Source organism: Streptomyces sp. NPDC088097 (genome assembly GCF_044741845.1).
GTDB lineage: Bacteria > Actinomycetota > Actinomycetes > Streptomycetales > Streptomycetaceae > Streptomyces.
Map to the genome: position 1 here is coordinate 545142 of NZ_JBIUTJ010000004.1, position 18569 is coordinate 563710.

Below are 18569 nucleotides of genomic sequence, written 5' to 3' on the forward strand. Positions count from 1 at the left end.
CCTCCGGGCAGAGGCGGGCGGCCCTTTCACCCCCGGGCGGGAGCGGCTCACCGCCCCGCTCGGACGCCGGGTCGCGCACCACGCGGGCGCGGAACCGGACATGTGACCTGACGCGGGGTAACACCCGTCTGCCACGCCCAGCGCGAGCGGAATCTCATATCTGAGATACCGTGCACCCATGGCAGACGACTACCTCGTACGCATCGGCAAGCTCATCCGTGACGCCCGGCAGCACAGGGGCTGGACACAGACCCAGCTCGCCGAAGCGCTCGGCACCAGCCAGAGCGCGGTGAACCGGATCGAACGCGGCAACCAGAACATCAGCCTTGAGATGATCGCTCGAATCGGTGAAGCGCTCGACAGCGAGATCGTCTCCCTGGGTTACGCCGGTCCGATGCACCTGCGCGTGGTCGGCGGTCGCCGTCTGTCCGGCGCGATCGACGTCAAGACGAGCAAGAACGCCTGCGTGGCGCTGCTGTGCGCCTCGCTGCTCAACAAGGGCCGTACGGTCCTGCGCCGGGTCGCGCGCATCGAGGAGGTCTACCGCCTCCTGGAGGTCCTGAACTCCATCGGCGTCCGCACCCGCTGGATCAACGACGGCGTCGACCTGGAGCTCGTCCCGCCGGCCCGCCTCGACATGGAGGCCATGGACGCGGACGCGGCCCGCCGGACCCGGAGCATCATCATGTTCCTGGGCCCCCTGCTGCACCGCATGGACCACTTCCGCCTGCCGTACGCCGGCGGCTGCGACCTCGGCACCCGCACCATCGAGCCGCACATGATCGCCCTGCGCCGCTTCGGCCTGGACATCACCGCCACCGAGGGCATCTACCACGCGCAGGTCGAACCGGGGGTCTCCCCCGGCCGTCCGATCGTGCTGACCGAGCGCGGGGACACGGTCACCGAGAACGCCCTGCTGGCCGCGGCCCGCCACGACGGCGTCACCGTCATCCGCAACGCCTCCTCGAACTACATGGTCCAGGACCTCTGCTTCTTCCTGGAGGCCCTGGGCGTCAAGGTGGAGGGCATCGGCACGACCACCCTCACCGTCCACGGCGTCCCCGTCATCGACGTGGACGTGGACTACTCCCCCTCCGAGGACCCGGTCGAGGCGATGAGCCTGCTCGCCGCCGCGGTGGTCACGGAATCGGAGCTGACGATCCGCCGGGTCCCGATCGAGTTCATGGAGATCGAGCTCGCGGTCCTGGAGGAGATGGGCCTCGACCACGACCGCTCGGCGGAGTACGTGGCCGACAACGGCCGCACCCGCCTGGTCGACCTCACGGTCCGCCCCTCCAAGCTCGAAGCCCCGATCGACAAGATCCACCCGATGCCGTTCCCCGGGCTGAACATCGACAACGTCCCCTTCTTCGCGGCCATCGCCGCCGTGGCGCAGGGTCAGACCCTGATCCACGACTGGGTCTACGACAACCGGGCCATCTACCTCACGGACCTCAACCGCCTCGGCGGCCGCCTCCAGCTCCTGGACCCCCACCGCGTCCTGGTCGAGGGCCCCACCCGCTGGCGCGCGGCAGAGATGATGTGCCCGCCGGCCCTGCGCCCGGCGGTGGTCGTCCTGCTCGCCATGATGGCGGCGGAAGGCACCTCGGTCCTGCGCAACGTCTACGTCATCAACCGCGGCTACGAGGAACTCGCGGAGCGCCTCAACTCGGTCGGCGCCCAAATCGAGATCTTCCGGGACATCTAGGCGACCCTCGGGCCGGAAGGGCGAGCCGGGGCGCCGCACCGTGCGGCGGCGCCCGGACCCCGGACGGCGTGGGCGGGGCGCGTATACGCTGCCGAGGGCGGCCGGGGGTCGGCCGGCCGGTCGGGGTGACCGGGAACGGGCGCACTCAGGGGGTTCGCATGGGCAGTGGTTGGCTTCCGCCGGCGGAGTACGTACGGACCATCGCGCAGGCCACGAGTTACGCCTGCCTGTACTTCACCGACACCGCCGGGCGACCGGTGCAGCTGCGGGCGGTGTACACGGACGAGGCCTGGCAGTGGCCCGGCGGGAACATGGATCCCGGGGAGACTCCCTGGCAGTGCGCCGTGCGGGAGTGCCTGGAGGAGACCGGGTTGGTCTTCGAGGGGGAACCGAAGCTCCTGGGGACCCAGTTCGTCGGGCACCGGGGCGAGGCGTGGCCCGCCAACCACATCGGTTTCATCTTCGACGGCGGGACCCTCACCGACGCCCAGATCGCGGCGTTCGTCCTGGACCCGGAGGAGCACGACGCGGTGGCGGTCCACACCGTGGCCGCCTGGGAACGGCTGATGACCCCGACGGGTTTCCGCCGGCTGCGGGAGATCGACTCGGCGCGCCGGGAAGGCCGGGTCGCCTACCTGGAGGTTCCGCAGGAGCTTCCGTAGGCGGACCGCGTCCGTCGCGAGGTGCGTCGATATTCGGCCGCGCGGGGCGCCGGCCCTCGCCCCGCCCCGCGCGGGCACGGCAGACTCGGGCCGACGGAGCGGTGTCGAGGGGGCGGCCATGGCGGCGATGACAGGGCAGAGCGGCAGGACCGGCTCGGGCGGGGAAGTCCCCGCCCTGGAGGGCGGTCCCCTGCTCGGGGCGTTCCTCGAACTCCGTGCGGACTCCCTCGCCACCTTCCTGCGGGCCCGCCGTGACCACGGCGACCTCGTACGGATCAGCGCCGGGCCGCCCGGGCTGCGGACGGAGCTGTACTGCGTCTTCTCCGCGGAGGGCGCCCAGCGGGTGCTGGCCTCCGAGGCGGCCAACTTCCGCAAGGACAGCACCTTCTACCAGGAGATCCGGGACTCCTTCGGCAACGGTCTGCTGACCAGCCAGGACGAGGACTACCTGCGCCAGCGCCGGTTGGTGCAGCCGCTGTTCACCCGCAAGCGGGTGGACGGCTACGCCGCGGCCGTGGCGAGCGAGACCGCGGCGACGCTGGAGTCGTGGAGCGAGGCCGTCGACGGGATCGTCGACGTCTCCGGCGAGATGACGCACCTGGCCCTGCGCGCCGTCGCCCGGATCCTCTTCGGCACCGACGTGGACACCACCGTCGACGTCGTCGACCGCTGCTTCCCGGTCATCACCGAGTACGTGGTACGCCGCGGCTACTCCCCTGCCAACATCCCGCGCGCCTGGCCCACTCCGGGCAACCGGCGGGCCGCCGCCGCGATGGAGGAGATGTACGCGGTCTGCGACCGGATCGTCGCACGGCGCCGGGCCACGGCCGGGGCCGAGGCCGAGTGCGAGGACGGAAGCGAGGACGCGGGCGGGGACCTGCTGACGCTGCTCGCCGCCGCCGGGAGCGCCGCCGGGAGCACCGGCGCCGGCGACGGATCCTTCGACGTGGCCGAACTGCGCGACCAGGTGTTGATCTTCCTGCTGGCCGGCCACGAGACGACGGCGACCTCGCTGGCCTTCTCCCTGCACCTGCTCGCCCGCCACCCCGAGGAACAGGCCCGGGCGCGCGAGGAGATCGTCCGCGTCCTGGGCGGGCGGGATCCCGAGGCGGCCGACCTGGAGCGGCTCCCGTACCTGACGCGGGTGCTCAAGGAGGCCATGCGGCTCTACCCCGCGGCGCCGGTGATCGGCCGCAAGGCAGTGGCCGCGACCGAGATCGGGGGCCGTCGGATCCCGGCGGGCGCCGACGTGATCCTGGCGCCGTGGGTGACGCACCGCCACCCCGACTACTGGAGCGACCCGGAACGCTTCGACCCCGACCGCTTCACCCCGGAGGCTGAGGCCGGGCGGCCCCGCTACGCCTGGTTCCCCTTCGGTGGCGGCCCGCGCGCCTGCATAGGGCAGCACTTCTCGATGCTGGAGTCCGTGATCGCGCTGGCGATGGTCCTGCGCGCCTACGAGTTCGAGGCCGTGGACACCGAGGTCCCGGTGGCCGCGGGAATCACCCTGCGCCCGACGGGCCCGGTCCGCGTCCGGATCCGCCCGACCGGCGCCCCCGCCCCCGCTCCCGACGCCCCGGGCGCCTAACGCCCGCTCTCCTCCTGGGCCGGCGCCGGCGTGTGGTTGCCCTGGAGCCGTTGGAGGTCCGAGGGTCGGACCTGGATGACGAACAGCGCGATGGCCGCGCCGACCAGGGTGAACAGGGCGGCGGCGACGAAGGCCGAGCTGACGCCCGAGGTCAGGACCTGGTCGGACCAGGGTTTGGGCAGTTGTCCGGTGCGCGCGAAGAGGGCCTTGTCGGCGGGGCCGGCCGTGGACAGGAAGTCCGGCACCTGCTGTTTCGCCTCGCTTCGGCTGGCCGTGCCGAAGACCGTCACCAGGATGGACAGGCCGAGCGATCCGCCGATCTGTTGCATCGTGTTGAGCAGCCCGGAGGCCGCTCCCGATTCTCGGTCACGGACGTTGGAGAGGGCCATCAGCGTCAGCGAGACGAACTGCAGCCCCATGCCGGTGGCGAAGATCAGCATCGGCCCGAGGATGCTGCCCAGGTAGGTGGAGTCGACGTCGGTCTGCGTCAGCCAGGCGAGGCCCCCCGCGCAGCACAGCGCGCCCACGACCATGAAGGGTTTGGGCCCGAATTTGGGCAGCAGTTGCGAGGCCGTCCCGGCCGCGATCGCGATCATGGCACTGATGGGCAGGAAGGCGAGACCGGCCCGCAGCGGGCTGAAGCCCAGGACGTTCTGCACGAACAGGGTCAGGAAGAAGAACATGCCGAAGATCGCGCAGGCGAGGAACAGCATGATCCCGTACGTTCCCGCGCGGTTGCGGTCGGCGAACATGTGCAGCGGGGTGATCGGCTGTGGCGACCGGCGCTCGTTGACGACGAACAGGGACAGCAGGATCACGGCGGCCACGAAGGAACCGATGGTCACCGGATCGCGCCAGCCTTCCTGGGAGGCGCGGATGAAGCCGTAGACGAGGGTGACCATGCCCGCGGTGGACAGCAGCGCGCCCGCGAGGTCGAAGTGGCCGGGGTGCCGTTCGGACTCGCGCAGGACCCGCCTGGCCAGTACGGCGATGATCACGGCGATCGGGACGTTGACGAAGAGCACCCAGCGCCAGTTGAGCCATTCGACGAGGATGCCGCCCGCAAGGAGGCCGATCGCGCCGCCGCCGGCCGAGACGGCCGCGAACACACCGAAGGCCCGGTTGCGGGCCGGGCCTTCGCGGAAGGTGGTGGTGATCAGGGCGAGTGCGGTCGGGGAGGCGATGGCCCCGCCGACGCCTTGGAGGGCCCGGGCGGCCATGAGTTGGCCGGAGTTCTGGGAGAAGCCTCCGAGGAGGGAGGCCAGGCCGAACAGCAGCACGCCGAAGATGAACACGCGTTTGCGGCCCAGGATGTCGCCGGTGCGCCCGCCGAGCAGGAGGAGCCCGCCGAAGGTGAGCGTGTAGGCGTTGACCACCCAGGAAAGGCTCTCCGTCGAGAAGCCGAGGGCGGTCTGGATGTGCGGGAGCGCGATGTTCACGATGGTGATGTCGAGAACGACCATGAGTTGACAGGAGGCGATGACGAACAGGGCCAGCCCTTTTCCGCCCCCTCGGACCTTGCCGTCGGTCCCGTTGCTGGTCGGCAGTGCGTTCGGGTCCACTAGTCGAAGTTATGCCCGTGGCCCTTGGGTCACCACTCGACTGGCCTAGGCCATGTGATATTTCACATGGCAGACTGGCGTGATGGATGACTTCCTCCGACTGACCGCCGAGACCAACCGGTTTACCTACGGAGCCCCCCGCGCCCTCACCTTCGGCGACGAGGGCCGGCTCCTGTGGTTCCTGCGCTCGACGGGGCCCACCGACCCCCTCGACGACCTCTGGGTGCTCGACACCGCCACCGGCGCCGAAACCCGGCTCGCCGACCCCCGCGTCCTCTCCCCCGAGGGCGGAGAACTGCCCGTCACCGAGCGCAGGCTGCGCGAACGGATCCGCCTCGTCGCCGCCGGCATCGGCTCCTACGCCCTCACCGCCGACGGCCGCCGCGCCGTCTTCGCCCTCCACGGGCGGCTCTACGCGGTCACCGCCGACGGAACCGGACGGCCCGAGGAACTCCCCGTGGCCGGACCCGCCCACGACCCCCGCCCCAACGCCGACGGCTCCCGCACCGCGTACGTCACCGCCGACGCCCTCCACACCATCCCCGGCGGCCGTGTCAGCCCCGACGACGGGGCCCGCTGGGGCATCGCCGAGTTCGCCGCCGCCGAGGAACTCGGGCGGGAACGGGGCCACTGGTGGTCCCCCGACGGGCAGACCCTGCTGGCCGCCCGGGTGGACGAGTCCGCCCTCCAGCGGCGCTGGTTCGCCGACCCCGCGCACCCCGAGCTTCCGGCGGAGGACTTCGCGTACCCGGAGGCGGACGGCCCCAACGCCGACGTACAGCTGTGGGTGCTGCGCCCGGACGGGAGCCGGATCCGGCTCGACTGGGACGCCGAGGCACACCCGTACGTCTCCGAGGCGGGCTGGGAGTCCGCGGAGGAGATCCTGCTCACCGTGCAGGACCGGCTCCAGCGGAACGTCCTGCTGCTCAGCGCCGACCCGGTCACCGGCCGCACCCGGGAGCTCTCGCGCACCACGCACCCCCAGTGGGTCGACCCGATGCTCCCCGGAACCCCGGCGCGGCTGCCCGACGGGCGCACGCTGACCGCCGTCGACACCCCCGGCGGGCTCGCGCGCGGGCTCGCCGTCGACGGGAAGCCCCTCACCGGGGACGGCGTCCAGGTCCGCCGGGTGGCCGGGGTCCACGAGGGCCGGCTGCTGATCGAGGCCGGCCTGCGCGACCCCTCCGAGCAGCAGGTGCTGCTGCTGGACCCGGCGACCGGCGAGCTGACCCCGCTCGCCGACGGCCCCGGGGTGCACTCCGTCTCCGCACAGTCGGGGAGCCTGCTGCTGACCTCCGCCGACGCCGACGGGATCCGGCGCACCGTACGCACCTCGGACGGCCGCGAGTTCGCCCCTGCGGACCTGTCGGCCCCGCTGCCCCACCGGGTGGTGCCGCTCCTGGAACGGGTCACCGAGCACGGGATCCCGACCGCGTTGGTGCTGCCCCGGGGCCACGTCCCCGGCCGGAAGCTGCCCGTCCTGATGGACAGCTACGGCGGCCCCTGCTTCCAGGACGTCAGCGCCGAACCGCTGCGCTGGCAGCACCGCCAGTGGTGGGCCGACCAGGGCTTCGCGGTGGTCACCGTCGACAACCGGGGCACCCCGTACGTCTCGCCCGCCTTCACCCACGCCGTGTACCGGGGCTTCTCCGACGTCACCCTGGACGACCAGGTCGCCGCCCTGCGCGCGCTCGGCGCCCGCCACCCGGACCTGGACCTCGACCGGGTCGGGGTGCGCGGCTGGTCCTACGGGGGCTACCTGGCCGCGCTGGCCGTCCTGCGCCGCCCGGACGTCTTCCACGCGGCGGCGGCCGGCGCCGCGCCCACCGATTTCCGCCGCTACGACACCGCGTACACCGAGCGGTACCTGGGGCTGCCGAGCGAGCACCCGGAGGCGTACGAGCGGGATTGCCTGATCGCGGACGCGCCCGCGCTGAGCCGGCCGCTGATGCTGATCACGGGCCTGGCCGACGACAACGTCCACCCCTCGCACACCCTGCGCCTGTCGCGGGCGCTGACGGACGCCGGACGCCCGCACAGCCTGTTGGCGCTGCCGGGGGTCACCCACATGACCCCGGGCGGCACCAAGGAGAAGGTGATGGCCCTCCAACTGGACTTCTTCCGCCGCGAACTGGCGTAGCCGCTCCCACGGACGGACGCGGAAGGGCCCCGGAGACGCCGTTGTCTCCGGGGCCCTTCCCGTACCCGGGGTCCCCGTCAGGCCCCCGGGGGTCTGTGGCTACGCCAGGTGGCAGGCCACCTCGCGGGAGGCGACGGACCTCAGGAGCGGCCGCTCGGTGCGGCAGACGTCCCGCGCCACCGGGCAGCGCGGGTGGAAGGCGCAGCCGGGGGGCGGGGCGGCCGGGCTCGGCGGGTCGCCGAGCAGCACGATCCGCTCCCTGCGCCGTTCCGCCGCCGGGTCGGGCAGCGGAACGGCGGACAGCAGCGCCCGGGTGTAGGGGTGCCGCGGGTCCTCGTACAGGGCCTTCTTGTCCCCGATCTCGACGATCCGGCCGAGGTACATGACGGCGACCCGGTCGCTGACCCTCTTGACCACCGACAGGTCGTGCGCGATGAACACGTAGGCCAGGCCCAGTTCGGTGCGCAGCCGCTCCATCAGGTTGACGATCTGCGCCTGGACGGAGACGTCGAGGGCCGAGACCGGCTCGTCGGCGATGACCAGGCGGGGGCTGGTGGCCAGCGAGCGGGCGATGCCGATGCGCTGGGCCTGGCCGCCGGAGAACTCGTGCGGGTAGCGGTCGATGTGCTCGGGGATGAGGCCGGTCAGCTCCATCAGCTCGGCGGCCCGGCGGCGGGCGTCGCCCGCGCTCCAGCCCTGGACGAGCAACGGGTCGGAGATGATCCGGGCCACCGTCTGGCGGGGGTTGAGGGAGGAGTGGGGGTCCTGGAAGACCATCTGGATGTTCTTGCGCAGCGGTCGCAGGGCGCCCTGGGAGAGGCGGCCGATCTCCCTGCCCTCGAAGGCGATGCTGCCGGAGGTGGGTTCCAGGAGCCGCACCAGCATCCGCCCGGTGGTGGACTTGCCGCAGCCCGACTCCCCCACCAGGCCCAGGGTCTGCCCGGCCGCGAGGTCGAAGGAGACCCCGTCGACGGCCCGCACCGGCGCTCCCCGGCGGCCGATCGGCGAGCGGCGGCCCGGGAAGGTCATGGTCAGGTCGCGTACGGAGAGCAGTGGCTCGGTCGCGCCGCCGGCGGGCCCGCCCGCCGGGGTGCTTCGCGTCATCGGAGCGCCTCCTCGGCGGCGGCGGAGGGCGTGGAGGGTGGCCCGGCGAAGTGGCAGGCGACCGCGCGCGGCGGCCCGTCCCCGTACGCCGTGAACCGGGGGCGCTCCCGCGCGCAGCGTGCGGCGGCCCGGGGGCAGCGGGGGGCGAAGGCGCAGCCCGGGGCGGGGGTCAGCAGGGACGGCGGGGAGCCGGGGATGGAGGGCAGGGGGGCGTCCTCGTCGGTGTCGAGGCGGGGCAGGGAATCGAGCAGGCCGCGGGTGTAGGGGTGGGCGGGGTCGGCGAACAGCTCGTCGACCGGGGCTTGTTCGGCAGCCCGCCCGCCGTACATGACGAGCACCTCGTGGGCGACCCGGGCGACCACGCCGAGGTCGTGGGTGATCATGACCACGCCCAGGCCGCGCTGTTCCTGGATGCGGGCGATCAGCTCCAGGATCTGCGCCTGGACGGTGACGTCGAGGGCGGTGGTGGGTTCGTCGGCGATGAGGAGTTCGGGCTCGCAGGCCAGGGCCATGGCGATCATCACGCGCTGGCGCATGCCGCCGGAGAACTGGTGCGGGTACTCCCCCGCGCGGCGGGCCGGTTCGGGGATGCCCACCTCGCCGAGCATGTCGACGGCGCGTTTGCGCGCGGCGGCCCGCCCGGCCCGCAGGTGCACGCGGACGTGCTCGGCGATCTGCTCGCCGACGGTGTAGTAGGGGTGCAGGCTGGACAGCGGGTCCTGGAAGATCATGGCCATGCGGCGGCCCCGGATCCGGGAGAGTTCCCGCTCGGACAGGGCGGTCAGTTCGCGTCCGGACAGCGCGACCGAACCGGCGACCTCGGCGCCCGCCCGGTGCAGGCCCATGACGGCGAGGGAGGTCACGGACTTGCCGGAGCCGGACTCGCCGACGATGCCGAGGGTGCGGCCGGCCTGCACGGTGAAGCCGAGGGAGTCGACGGCGCGGACGGCGCCGCGCGGGGTGGTGAAGGTGACGCTCAGGTCGCGCACTTCGAGCAGGGGCGGCGCGGCGGACCGGTCCATCAGTACCTCACCCTCGGGTCGACGACGGCGTACAGGAGGTCGACGACGAGGTTCGCGACGACGATGAAGAAGGCGGCGAGCAGGGTGACGCCGAGGACGACGGGCTGGTCGGAGCTGACGAGCGCGCCGTAGAAGAGCCGGCCGATGCCGGGCAGGCCGAAGAGGGACTCGGTGATGACGGCGCCGGCGAGGAGTCCGCCCAGGTCCATGCCGAAGAGGGTGAGGATCGGGGTCATCCCGGAGCGCAGTCCGTGCTTGAGGACGACGGTGCGTTCGGGCATGCCCTTGGCGCGGGCGGTACGGATGTACGGCTCGGCCATCGCCTCGATCATCGAACCGCGGCTCTGGCGGGCGTACATGGCGGCGTAGAGCAGGGCGAGCGCGATCCAGGGCAGCAGCAGGTTCTGCGCCCAGGCGAGGGGGTCGTCGGTGAAGGCCCGGTAGGTGGGGTAGGGCAGCAGGCCGGCGAGGCGGATGACCCCGTGGATGAGCAGGACGGAGGTGAAGTAGACGGGCAGCGAGGCGGCGGCGACCGCGCCGACCATCAGGGCCTTGTCGGTGGCGGTGTCCTTGCGCAGGGCGGCGGTCACCCCGGCGCCGAGACCGAGGACGAGCCAGAGCACGGCCGCCCCGACGGCGAGGGACGCGGAGACCGGGAGCCGGTCCATGAGCAGGTCCCAGACGGGCAGGGAGTTCTCGTACGAGTACCCGAGGCAGGGGAAGTCGCAGGGGACGGCGTACTGGCCGGAGCCGAGGGTGCGCCCGGTGAAGATGCCGGAGAGGAAGTCGGCGAACTGCCTCCACAGGGGCAGGTCGAGGCCGAGGTGGGCCCGTACGTCGGCGAGGCGTTCGGCGCTGCAGGTCTTGCCGCAGGCCGCGGCGGCCGGGTCGCTGGGCAGGACGTAGAAGACGAGGAAGGTGACGGCGGCGATGGCCAGCAGCACGCCGGCCAGGGCGAGCAGCCTGCGCAGGAGGTAGAGGATCACGTACGGCCTCCCCTCGGGTCGAGGATGTCGCGCAGGGCGTCTCCGAGCAGGGTGAAGGCGAGCACGGCGAGGAAGAGGAAGACGCTGGGGATGACGAAGTACATGGGGTCGGTCTCGTAGAAGGCGACGGACTCGGCGATCATCTGGCCCCAGGAGGGGGTCGGCGGGCGGACGCCCACGCCGAGGTAGCTGAGCGCCGCCTCGGTGCTGATCATGCCGGGGACGAGCAGGGTGGTGTAGGCGATGACCGGCCCGGAGACCCCGGGGAGGATGTCGCGGGTGAGGATCCGCCAGGCGCCGGCGCCGGCGACGCGGGCGGCGTCGACGTACTCGCGGTGTTTGAGGGAGAGGGTCTGGCCCCGCACGACGCGGGCGATGCCGGGCCAGCCGAACAGGCCGATGACGGCGGTCATGAGCACGATCCGGTTGACGTCCTTGGCCACCGACAGCATCGCGATCATGAAGATGAGGGAGGGGAAGGACATGGTGAGGTCCATCAGCCGGGAGAGCAGCGCGTCGACGCGGCCGCCGAAGTAGCCGGCCGCGATGCCGGCGGCGGTCCCCGCGAGGACGACGACGGCGGTGGCGGAGAAGGCGATGAGCAGGGAGACCCGGGCGCCGTGGACGACGCGGGCGAACAGGTCGCGGCCGGTGACCGGTTCGACGCCCAGCCAGTGCTCGGGGCTGATCCCGCCGAGCGAGCCGAGGGGCTTGCCGCCGAGGTAGGGGTCGACGGCGGCCTTGTCGAACGCGTCGGGGGACCAGCCGCCGAGGGCGCCCAGCCAGGGCGCGGCGAGGGCCATCAGGACGAAGAGCAGGACGACGCCGAGGCTGACGCGGACGGCGGGCCGGCGGCGCAGTTCGCGCCGGGCGAGCTGCCAGGGGCTGCTGCCGGTGGGGCGGTCCTTGGCGGGGGCGGCCGGGTCGGGGGTGGACGGGCCGGGGGCGGCGGGGTCCGGGGGCGCCTCGTCGGCGGCTCCCGGTGCGGTGGTGGTCATCGTGTCTCGGGACCGTTGCCTCGACTCCCTCAACCCCGGCTCTTGGCCGGGTCCTTGAGGCCGAGGGTCCCGTAGTCGATGGTGCCGGTCCAGACCGGGTGACCGAAGGCGCCGGCGATGTTGGTGCCGACCAGGAGCGGCTTGCGCTCCAGCAGGAGCGGTACGGACGGGGACTTCTTCATGATCTCGGCGTCGAGGTCGATCCAGGCCCGGTTGGCCTCCTTGGCGTCGGCCATGGCGTTGATCTCGTCGATGCGCTTCATGGTGGCCTCGTCGCGGAACTGGCTGTTGTTGCCCTGGTTGCCCTTCTCCTTGATGGTGCGGCCGTCGAAGACGAAGGGGATCCAGGTGGACCCGGAGGGGTAGTCGGGGCACCAGCCGGCGAGGCTCATGTCCGGGGTGGTGGAGAGGTCGCCGATGACGTCGTAGTAGGCGCCCGGGTCGACGGTGTCGAGGACCACCTCGACACCGGCGCGGGCCAGGCCCTGCTGGATGGCCTCGCCCTTGCCCTTGTCTCCGGTGGAGACCGACAGGGAGACCTTCAGCCGTTCCTTGCCGGCGGCCTTGAGGAGTTCCTTGGCCTTGGCGGGGTCGCCCGCGGCCGGGATCTTCAGGGTGTCGGCCTGCCTGCCGCCGGAGAGCGCGGGCGGCAGGTAGGCGGTGGCGATCTCGTTGAGGGCCGGTCCACCGCCCGCGGTGACCACGGCCTCCTTGTCCACCGCGTACTGGAGGGCCTCGCGCACCTTCGGGTCGTCGAAGGGGGCCCGGGAGTTGTTGAGGTGGAGCATCTCGGTGCAGCCCTGGGACTCGGCGAGCAGGCGTGATCGGACGTCGGGCTCGGGCAGGACCTTGGGCGCGCTCTCGGGGCGCATGTCGGCGTACTCGACGGTGGAGGCGTCGGCGCCCTCCCCGGCGATGATCCGGTCGTCGATCTGGCCGCCCTTGAGGCCCATCACGACGACGAACCGGTCCGGGTAGGCCTTGCGGACGGTGTCCGTCTTGGGGTCCCAGTGCTCGTTGCGGACGAGCACGAGCTTCTTGTCCCGGTCGTACGTCTCGATCTTGTACGGGCCGGAGGAGAAGGGGCGGGCGTCGTACTGGGCCCCCTTCTCCCGGGACTGCGGGACGGGGGCGAAGGTGGGCAGGGTGGTGGTCGCGGAGAACTCGGCGACGGGACGCTTGAGTTCGAAGACGATGGTCCGCTCGTCCGGGGTCTTCACGGAGTCGAGGTGCTTGCCCTGGAGCGGCCCCTTGTAGCCCTCGGCGCCGGCCAGGTACTGGGCGGCGTAGTCGGGGCCGCCGGTGAGGTCGGGGGCGAAGGAGCGCTCGACGTTGTACTTGACGTCCTCGGCCCTGATCGGGGTCCCGTCCTCGTACTTGACCCCCTCCTTGAGGGTGAAGGTCCAGGTGCGGCCGCCGTCGGAGGGGGTCCCGAGGTCGGTGGCGAGGTCGGGGACCAGCTCGCTGCCGGCCTTGCCCGGCTCGGCCTTGAAGGTCACCAGGGTCCGGTAGAGGAGGCGGGTGGCGAAGTCCATCGTCGGCATGACCCAGTTGCGGGCCGGATCGAGGTGGGCGAAGTCCTGGTTGGACAGGACCGTGAGGGTGCCGCCCTTGACCGGGTTCCCTCCGAGGACCTTGCCGTCGTTGGCGGCGGCGGGATTCGAGGCCGAAGGCGCTGCGCCCGCCCCCTTCTTGGGGTCGGAGCAACCCGAGGCACCGAGGGCGAGTGCGGCCACCAGGCTGGTGGCGAGGGCGAGTTGGGTGCGCTTGGTCATGAGGTCACTCCAGTGAAGGGCGCGCTTTAGGATGTGACCGGTAACATAGTAATGTGAAATTGTACTGACAAGGGGCAGGTGCCACCGTTACCCAGCCGTGTCCGAATCCCTGGCGCACAGGGCGAGTTGACGCCGTGCGCGCCGCCGGCGGACACCACCGGCGACGGGCACGCGGCCGGGCCCAGAGACCCGGGCCGGCCTAGAGGCCCGAGCCGAGGCCACCCTGGGTGCGGCCGACCGGCTCGTCGCGGCCTTGGGCCCAGAGCGAGCGGACGTGGCCGAGGTGGCGCGTCATGCACTCCTCCGCCGCCTCGGAGTCGCCGGTCAGCATCAGGTCGAGCAACTCGATGTGCTCCTCGGCGGAGGAGACCAGCTTCCCGGCCTCATCCAGCCCCGTCAGTCCGTACAGCCGGGACCGCTTGCGCAGGTCGCCGACGGTGTCCACCAGGCGGTCGTTGCCGGCGAGGGACAGCAGGGACAGGTGGAAGCGGCGGTCGGCCTCCAGGTACCCGATGAGGTTGTGCTCGCGGGCGCTGGTGACGATCTCCTCGGCGATCGGGCGCAGGGCCTCCAACTGCTCCGCCGTGGCGATCTTCGTGATCCGGCCGATCGTGGGGACCTCGATCATCGTGCGCAGTTCGGTGTACTGGTCGAGGTCGCGCTCGCTGACCTCGGTGATCCGGAAGCCCTTGTTGCGGACCGGCTCGACGAGGCCCTCCCGGGCCAGGTCGAGCATGGCCTCGCGCACGGGCGTGGCCGAGACGCCCAGTTCTGCGGCGAGCCCGGGGGCGGAGTAGACGCTGCCCGGGCGCAGCTCTCCGGCGATGAGAGCCGCTCGGAGGGCGTGGCCGACCTGGTCCCGGAGCCGTTCCTGAGCCTTGATGAGGCTGTGCTGCTTCAGGTCACCCATTGCTTTTCCTCCGAGACCCCCGACACCTGCGACGAGAAGAGGAACAGCGTACAATGTCACGTTTCTCTGTTCGCCCCGGCGGCCTGAAACAGAGCGACCGCCACGGCGAGATCCTCCCAGGCCATGCCCACGCTCTTGAAGAGCTGTGGACAAGCCGGCCGGCCCGCGGGCCTCGTCCGGCCCGACACCAGGTCGGCCAGGGTGGCGGTGATATGACCGGGTCCGATCGCCCCCTCCGCCTCCGGGACCAAGAGGTCCCCCGCCTCCCGCAGGGCCGCCGCGCGCGACTCCACGTACACCGCCGCGCGTCGCACGAGGGCGGTGTCGGTCTCCCGGGCGTCCGGCTCGTGGGAGCCCACCGCGACCACGGTGGCGCCCGGGGCGACCAGGCGACCGTCGAAGAGCGGCTCCCGGGCGGTGGTGCAGCACAGGACGAGGTCCGCGCCGGCCACGTCGGCCGGGACCCCCGTGCGGGCCGGGGCCCCCAGGGCGCGGGCGTGCACCGCCAGTTGCTCCGCCCTGCCGCGGTCACGGCCCACGATCACCGTCTCGACCGGCTCCCGCAGCGCGAGCACCGCTTCGAGGTGCCCGTACGCCTGGGGGCCGGAGCCGAAGATCACCAGTCGGGCCGGCGGCCCCGGCGGCAGGAGGTGGCGCAGTGCGAGGGCGGAGACCGCCGGGGTGCGCAGCGCGGTCAGGGCCGCGCCGTCGAGGAGGGCCAGCGGGCGCAGGGTCGGGCCGTCCAGGAGGAGGTAACTGCCGGTGATCCGGGGCAGTCCGCGCTTCGGGTTGCCCGGGGCGACCCCGGCGATCTTCACCCCGGCGTACGCTGCCGACGCCGAGGGCATCAGCAGCAGTTCGCCGCCTCCGGGGACGGGCAGGCTCCCGCGCGGGGGGCAGGCCTCCGGGTCGAGGCCCGCGCGGAGCGCGTCGGCCAGGGCGTCGGCGGCGCGGGTCGGGGTCAGGAGGGAGGCCATCAGCGCGGCGCCCCACTGCGGTACGCCGGCCTCCGGGTCGATGCGCGAGGGGTCGGCGCGCACCGGGTCGGCGCCCACCGGGTCCCCGTCCGCGGTCACAGCGCGAATCCCGTGCCGAGGGCGTCGGACGGGTCGACGGTGAAGAGGTGCTCCCCCGTGCGGTACGCCGCCCCGGTGACCTCCGTGACCCCGTCGGCCAGGATCCGCCCGGTGAACACCGTGCCCACGACCGACTCGTGCAGGAGGTCCTCCCCCGGCCCGAGCCGCCCGTCCTCGGCCAGCAGCGCGAGCCGCGCGGAGGTGCCGGATCCGCAGGGGGAGCGGTCGACCTGCCCGTCGGCGAAGACGGTCACGTTGCGCTGGTGCGGCCCGAAGGGGGTGTCGGGCAGTTCCTCGTACAGGACGACCCCGTACACCCCGGACAGGAGCGGCCCGTCCGGGTGCCAGGTCGCGGGGTGGGTGGCCAGCGCGGCCCGGATCTCGCGGCCCGCCCGCACCAGCTCGGGCAGCGCGGCGCGGGAGACGTCCAGGCCGAGGTCCCGGGCGGCGACCGAGGCGTAGCAGGCCCCGGCGTGGGCGATGTCCACCTCCGCCAGGCCCAGGGTGGTGGCCACCGGCACCTTGCGGGCGCCCACCCGGGCCGGGACGTTGCGGAAGGTGACCCCGGTGGTGCGCCCGCCGGCGCGGTGCACGGTGGCCGCGACCCGCCCCGAGGGGACGTCGACGCGCACCTGGACGTCCCCGTCGGCGGGGGCGGGGACCCGGCCGGTGTCCACGGCCCAGGCGCCGAGGGCCATCGTGCCGTGTCCGCAGGCGGTGGAGTAGCCGTCCTTGTGCCAGAACAGCGCCCCGAAGTGGGCCCCGTCGTCGTCGGGCGGCACCACGAAGGCCCCGTACATCCCGGAGTGCCCGCGCGGTTCCAGCACCAGCGTCCGCCGTACGTCGTCCAGCGCGCCCCGGCGCGGCGCGGTCCCCGAGCCACCGGGGCCGATCGCGGTGGCGCAACGCTCGGCGACGGTGTCCCCGGGAACCGGCGGGAGGCCTTCGGAGACGATCCGGAAGGGCTCCCCCGCCGTGTGGTAGTCGGTGGTGCGGATGCCCGTCGGGGGCGGGGTCGGGGCGCTCACAGGAGGAACCCTCCGGGGAAGGGGTCGGTCGGGTCGAGGAAGTACTGGGCGGTGCCGGTGATCCAGGCCCGACCGGTGACGGTGGGCACCACGGCCGGCCGGCCGCCGACGGTGGTCTCCCCGATCAGGCGCCCGGTGAACTCGGTTCCGATGAAGGACTCGTTGACGAAGTCGGTATCGAGGGCCAGCAGACCCCGGGCGTGGAGTTGCGCCATGCGCGCGCTGGTTCCCGTGCCGCAGGGCGAGCGGTCGAACCAGCCCGGGTGGATGGCCATGGCGTGGCGGGAGCGGTGGGCGTCGGAGCCGGGGGCGGCGAGGTAGACGTGCTTGACGCCGGCGATGGAGGGGTTCTCGGGGTGGACGGGGCGGTCGTCGGAGCCGTTGATCGCGTCCATGATCGCCAGGCCGGCGGCGAGCAGGTCGTCCTTGCGGGAGCGGTCGAAGGGCAGGTGGAGGTCGTCGAGTTCGACGAAGGCGTAGAAGTTGCCGCCGTAGGCGAGGTCGTAGGTGACGGTGCCGAAGCCGGGGACCGGCACCTTGAGGTCGAGGCCGACGCAGTAGGACGCGACGTTGGTGAGGGTGACGGCGGTGGCCGCCCCGTCCTCGACGCGGACGTCGACGCTCACCAGCCCGGCCGGGGTGTCGAGGCGGACGGTGGTGACCGGTTCCACGACCTCCACCATGCCGGTCTCGACCAGGACGGTGGCCACCCCGATGGTGCCGTGCCCGCACATGGGCAGCAGGCCGGACACCTCCACGTACAGCACGCCGAAGTCGGCGTCCGGTCGGGTGGGGGGCTGGAGGATCGCGCCGCTCATCGCCGCGTGGCCGCGCGGCTCGTACATGAGCAGCGTGCGCACGTGGTCGGAGTGCTCGATGAAGTGGAGCCGCTTCTCGGCCATGGTGGCGCCGGGGACCACCCCGACTCCCCCGGTGATCACTCGGGTCGGCATGCCCTCGGTGTGCGAGTCGACCGCGTGGTAGACGTGACGCGTGCGCATCAGGTGCCCCCTGTGGCTGTTTAGTTGAGGCCCTCGGCGAGGGCCTTCTCGGTGGCGGCGCGGACGGCGGCCTCGGTCTCGCCGGTCAGCGGGAAGCGGGGCGGGCGGGTGGCGCCGCCGGGACGGCCGGCCAGGTCCATGGAGAGCTTGATGGCCTGGACGAACTCGGTCTTGGAGTCCCAGCGCAGCAGGGAGTGCAGGGACTTGTAGAGGGGCAGCGCGGTCGCGAGGTCGCCGGCGACGGCGGCCCGGTACAGGGTGGCGCAGGAGCGCGGGAGGGCGTTGGGGTAGCCGGCGATCCAACCGACGGCTCCGGCGAGGGCGAGTTCGAGGAGGACGTCGTCCGCGCCGATGAGGAGGTCGAGGCCGGGGGCGAGTTCGGCGATCTCGTAGGCCCGGCGGACGTCCCCGCTGAACTCCTTGACGGCGACGATGGATCCGTCGCCGTGCAGGCGGGCGAGGAGGGCCGGCGTGAGGTCCACCTTGGTGTCGATGGGGTTGTTGTACGCCACCACGGGCAGGCCGACTCCGGCGACCTCCGCGTAGTGGGCCCGTACGGCGGCCTCGTCGGCCCGGAAGGCGTTGGGGGGCAGCAGCAGGACGGATCCCGCCCCGGCCTCGGCGGCCTGTTCGGCCCAGCGACGGGCCTCGGCGCTGCCGTATGCGGCGACGCCGGGCATGACGCGGGCGCCGTCCCCGGCGGCCTCGACGGCGGTGCGCACGACACGGGCACGCTCCTCGTCGGTGAGGGTCTGGTACTCGCCGAGGGAGCCGTTGGGGACCACGCCGTCGCAGCCGTTGGCGATCAGCCAGGCCACGTGTTCGGCGTAGGCGTCGTGGTCGACGCTCAGGTCCTCGCGCAGGGGCAGGGCGGTGGCGACCATGATGCCGTGCCAGGGGCGGGTGCGCGTGTCGGCGGGGCGGTCCGTGCGGGGCGCGGGGGTGGGCGCGTGGTTCATGGAGACTCCCTAGTGTGGTGTGTGACATTTTACTAGTGGGTGTGAGACGG

Annotated in this window: 15 protein-coding genes; 4 read left to right on the forward strand and 11 right to left on the reverse strand. The window is 72.7% G+C overall.

Annotated elements, in window-relative coordinates; all coding sequences use genetic code 11:
• Nucleotides 1–178: 178 nt before the first annotated feature.
• The 3 genes from ACIOD1_RS16330 (at nt 179) to ACIOD1_RS16340 (ending at nt 3958) form a co-directional block, all read left to right on the forward strand.
• On the forward strand, nt 179–1708 hold the full coding sequence (locus ACIOD1_RS16330; protein WP_365616592.1) for a UDP-N-acetylglucosamine 1-carboxyvinyltransferase: 1530 nt from the start codon (nt 179–181) through the stop codon (nt 1706–1708).
• 158 nt (nt 1709–1866) lie between these two features.
• Nucleotides 1867–2370 carry an NUDIX domain-containing protein gene (locus ACIOD1_RS16335; RefSeq protein WP_365616590.1) on the forward strand — a complete coding sequence of 168 codons (504 nt, stop codon included), beginning with the start codon at nt 1867–1869 and terminating at the stop codon, nt 2368–2370.
• Between the two features lie 118 nt (nt 2371–2488).
• Nucleotides 2489–3958: a cytochrome P450 gene (locus tag ACIOD1_RS16340; RefSeq protein WP_401902830.1), complete on the forward strand. Its 1470-nt coding sequence runs from the start codon at nt 2489–2491 to the stop codon at nt 3956–3958.
• On the opposite strand, the gene ACIOD1_RS16345 is transcribed toward ACIOD1_RS16340, so the two are convergent.
• Nucleotides 3955–5520 carry an MFS transporter gene (locus ACIOD1_RS16345; protein WP_365616588.1) on the reverse strand — a complete coding sequence of 522 codons (1566 nt, stop codon included), beginning with the start codon at nt 5518–5520 and terminating at the stop codon, nt 3955–3957. The two genes, ACIOD1_RS16340 and ACIOD1_RS16345, sit on opposite strands and share 4 nt — an antisense overlap.
• 82 nt (nt 5521–5602) lie before the next feature.
• Here ACIOD1_RS16345 and ACIOD1_RS16350 point away from each other — a divergent pair, with 82 nt between their 5' ends.
• On the forward strand, nt 5603–7660 hold the full coding sequence (locus ACIOD1_RS16350) for a prolyl oligopeptidase family serine peptidase (protein ID WP_365616586.1): 2058 nt from the start codon (nt 5603–5605) through the stop codon (nt 7658–7660).
• 99 nt (nt 7661–7759) lie between these two features.
• Here the strand turns inward: ACIOD1_RS16350 and ACIOD1_RS16355 are convergent, their stop codons facing one another.
• From ACIOD1_RS16355 to ACIOD1_RS16400, 10 genes are all read right to left on the reverse strand, one after another.
• Entirely contained in the window at nt 7760–8764 is a 1005-nt protein-coding gene (locus ACIOD1_RS16355) for an oligopeptide/dipeptide ABC transporter ATP-binding protein (RefSeq protein ID WP_365616584.1), read from the reverse strand.
• Complete coding sequence (locus tag ACIOD1_RS16360) at nt 8761–9786, reverse strand: ABC transporter ATP-binding protein (protein WP_365616582.1); 1026 nt, start codon at nt 9784–9786, stop codon at nt 8761–8763. The genes ACIOD1_RS16355 and ACIOD1_RS16360 overlap by 4 nt, the downstream gene beginning before the upstream one ends.
• Nucleotides 9786–10772 carry an ABC transporter permease gene (locus tag ACIOD1_RS16365; protein ID WP_365616580.1) on the reverse strand — a complete coding sequence of 329 codons (987 nt, stop codon included), beginning with the start codon at nt 10770–10772 and terminating at the stop codon, nt 9786–9788. The genes ACIOD1_RS16360 and ACIOD1_RS16365 overlap by 1 nt, the downstream gene beginning before the upstream one ends.
• Nucleotides 10769–11770, reverse strand: coding sequence for an ABC transporter permease (locus ACIOD1_RS16370; RefSeq protein ID WP_401902835.1), 1002 nt, complete (start codon nt 11768–11770; stop codon nt 10769–10771). The genes ACIOD1_RS16365 and ACIOD1_RS16370 overlap by 4 nt, the downstream gene beginning before the upstream one ends.
• Before the next feature lie 29 nt (nt 11771–11799).
• Nucleotides 11800–13545, reverse strand: a complete 1746-nt coding sequence (locus tag ACIOD1_RS16375; protein ID WP_365616576.1) for an ABC transporter substrate-binding protein — start codon at nt 13543–13545, stop codon at nt 11800–11802.
• Nucleotides 13546–13744: 199 nt separating this feature from the next.
• Entirely contained in the window at nt 13745–14455 is a 711-nt protein-coding gene (locus ACIOD1_RS16380; RefSeq protein ID WP_365616574.1) for a GntR family transcriptional regulator, read from the reverse strand.
• Nucleotides 14456–14511: 56 nt separating this feature from the next.
• Nucleotides 14512–15432 carry an ornithine cyclodeaminase family protein gene (locus ACIOD1_RS16385; RefSeq protein WP_401903073.1) on the reverse strand — a complete coding sequence of 307 codons (921 nt, stop codon included), beginning with the start codon at nt 15430–15432 and terminating at the stop codon, nt 14512–14514.
• A gap of 95 nt (nt 15433–15527) precedes the next feature.
• Nucleotides 15528–16559 carry a proline racemase family protein gene (locus ACIOD1_RS16390; protein ID WP_365616570.1) on the reverse strand — a complete coding sequence of 344 codons (1032 nt, stop codon included), beginning with the start codon at nt 16557–16559 and terminating at the stop codon, nt 15528–15530.
• Nucleotides 16556–17560: a proline racemase family protein gene (locus tag ACIOD1_RS16395; RefSeq protein WP_401902839.1), complete on the reverse strand. Its 1005-nt coding sequence runs from the start codon at nt 17558–17560 to the stop codon at nt 16556–16558. Before ACIOD1_RS16395 ends, ACIOD1_RS16390 begins: the two co-directional genes overlap by 4 nt.
• A gap of 20 nt (nt 17561–17580) precedes the next feature.
• Complete coding sequence (locus tag ACIOD1_RS16400) at nt 17581–18519, reverse strand: dihydrodipicolinate synthase family protein (protein ID WP_401902842.1); 939 nt, start codon at nt 18517–18519, stop codon at nt 17581–17583.
• Between the last annotated feature and the right edge of the window lie 50 nt (nt 18520–18569).

Coding starts and splice junctions, on each gene's coding strand:
- ACIOD1_RS16330 (WP_365616592.1), top strand. CDS start 179: ATGGCAGACGACTACCTCGTACGCATCGGCAAGCTCATCCGTGACGCC.
- ACIOD1_RS16335 (WP_365616590.1), top strand. CDS start 1,867: ATGGGCAGTGGTTGGCTTCCGCCGGCGGAGTACGTACGGACCATCGCG.
- ACIOD1_RS16340 (WP_401902830.1), top strand. CDS start 2,489: ATGGCGGCGATGACAGGGCAGAGCGGCAGGACCGGCTCGGGCGGGGAA.
- ACIOD1_RS16350 (WP_365616586.1), top strand. CDS start 5,603: ATGGATGACTTCCTCCGACTGACCGCCGAGACCAACCGGTTTACCTAC.
- ACIOD1_RS16355 (WP_365616584.1), bottom strand. CDS start 8,764: ATGACGCGAAGCACCCCGGCGGGCGGGCCCGCCGGCGGCGCGACCGAG.
- ACIOD1_RS16360 (WP_365616582.1), bottom strand. CDS start 9,786: ATGGACCGGTCCGCCGCGCCGCCCCTGCTCGAAGTGCGCGACCTGAGC.
- ACIOD1_RS16370 (WP_401902835.1), bottom strand. CDS start 11,770: ATGACCACCACCGCACCGGGAGCCGCCGACGAGGCGCCCCCGGACCCC.
- ACIOD1_RS16375 (WP_365616576.1), bottom strand. CDS start 13,545: ATGACCAAGCGCACCCAACTCGCCCTCGCCACCAGCCTGGTGGCCGCA.
- ACIOD1_RS16380 (WP_365616574.1), bottom strand. CDS start 14,455: ATGGGTGACCTGAAGCAGCACAGCCTCATCAAGGCTCAGGAACGGCTC.
- ACIOD1_RS16385 (WP_401903073.1), bottom strand. CDS start 15,432: ATGGCCTCCCTCCTGACCCCGACCCGCGCCGCCGACGCCCTGGCCGAC.
- ACIOD1_RS16395 (WP_401902839.1), bottom strand. CDS start 17,560: ATGCGCACGCGTCACGTCTACCACGCGGTCGACTCGCACACCGAGGGC.
- ACIOD1_RS16400 (WP_401902842.1), bottom strand. CDS start 18,519: ATGAACCACGCGCCCACCCCCGCGCCCCGCACGGACCGCCCCGCCGAC.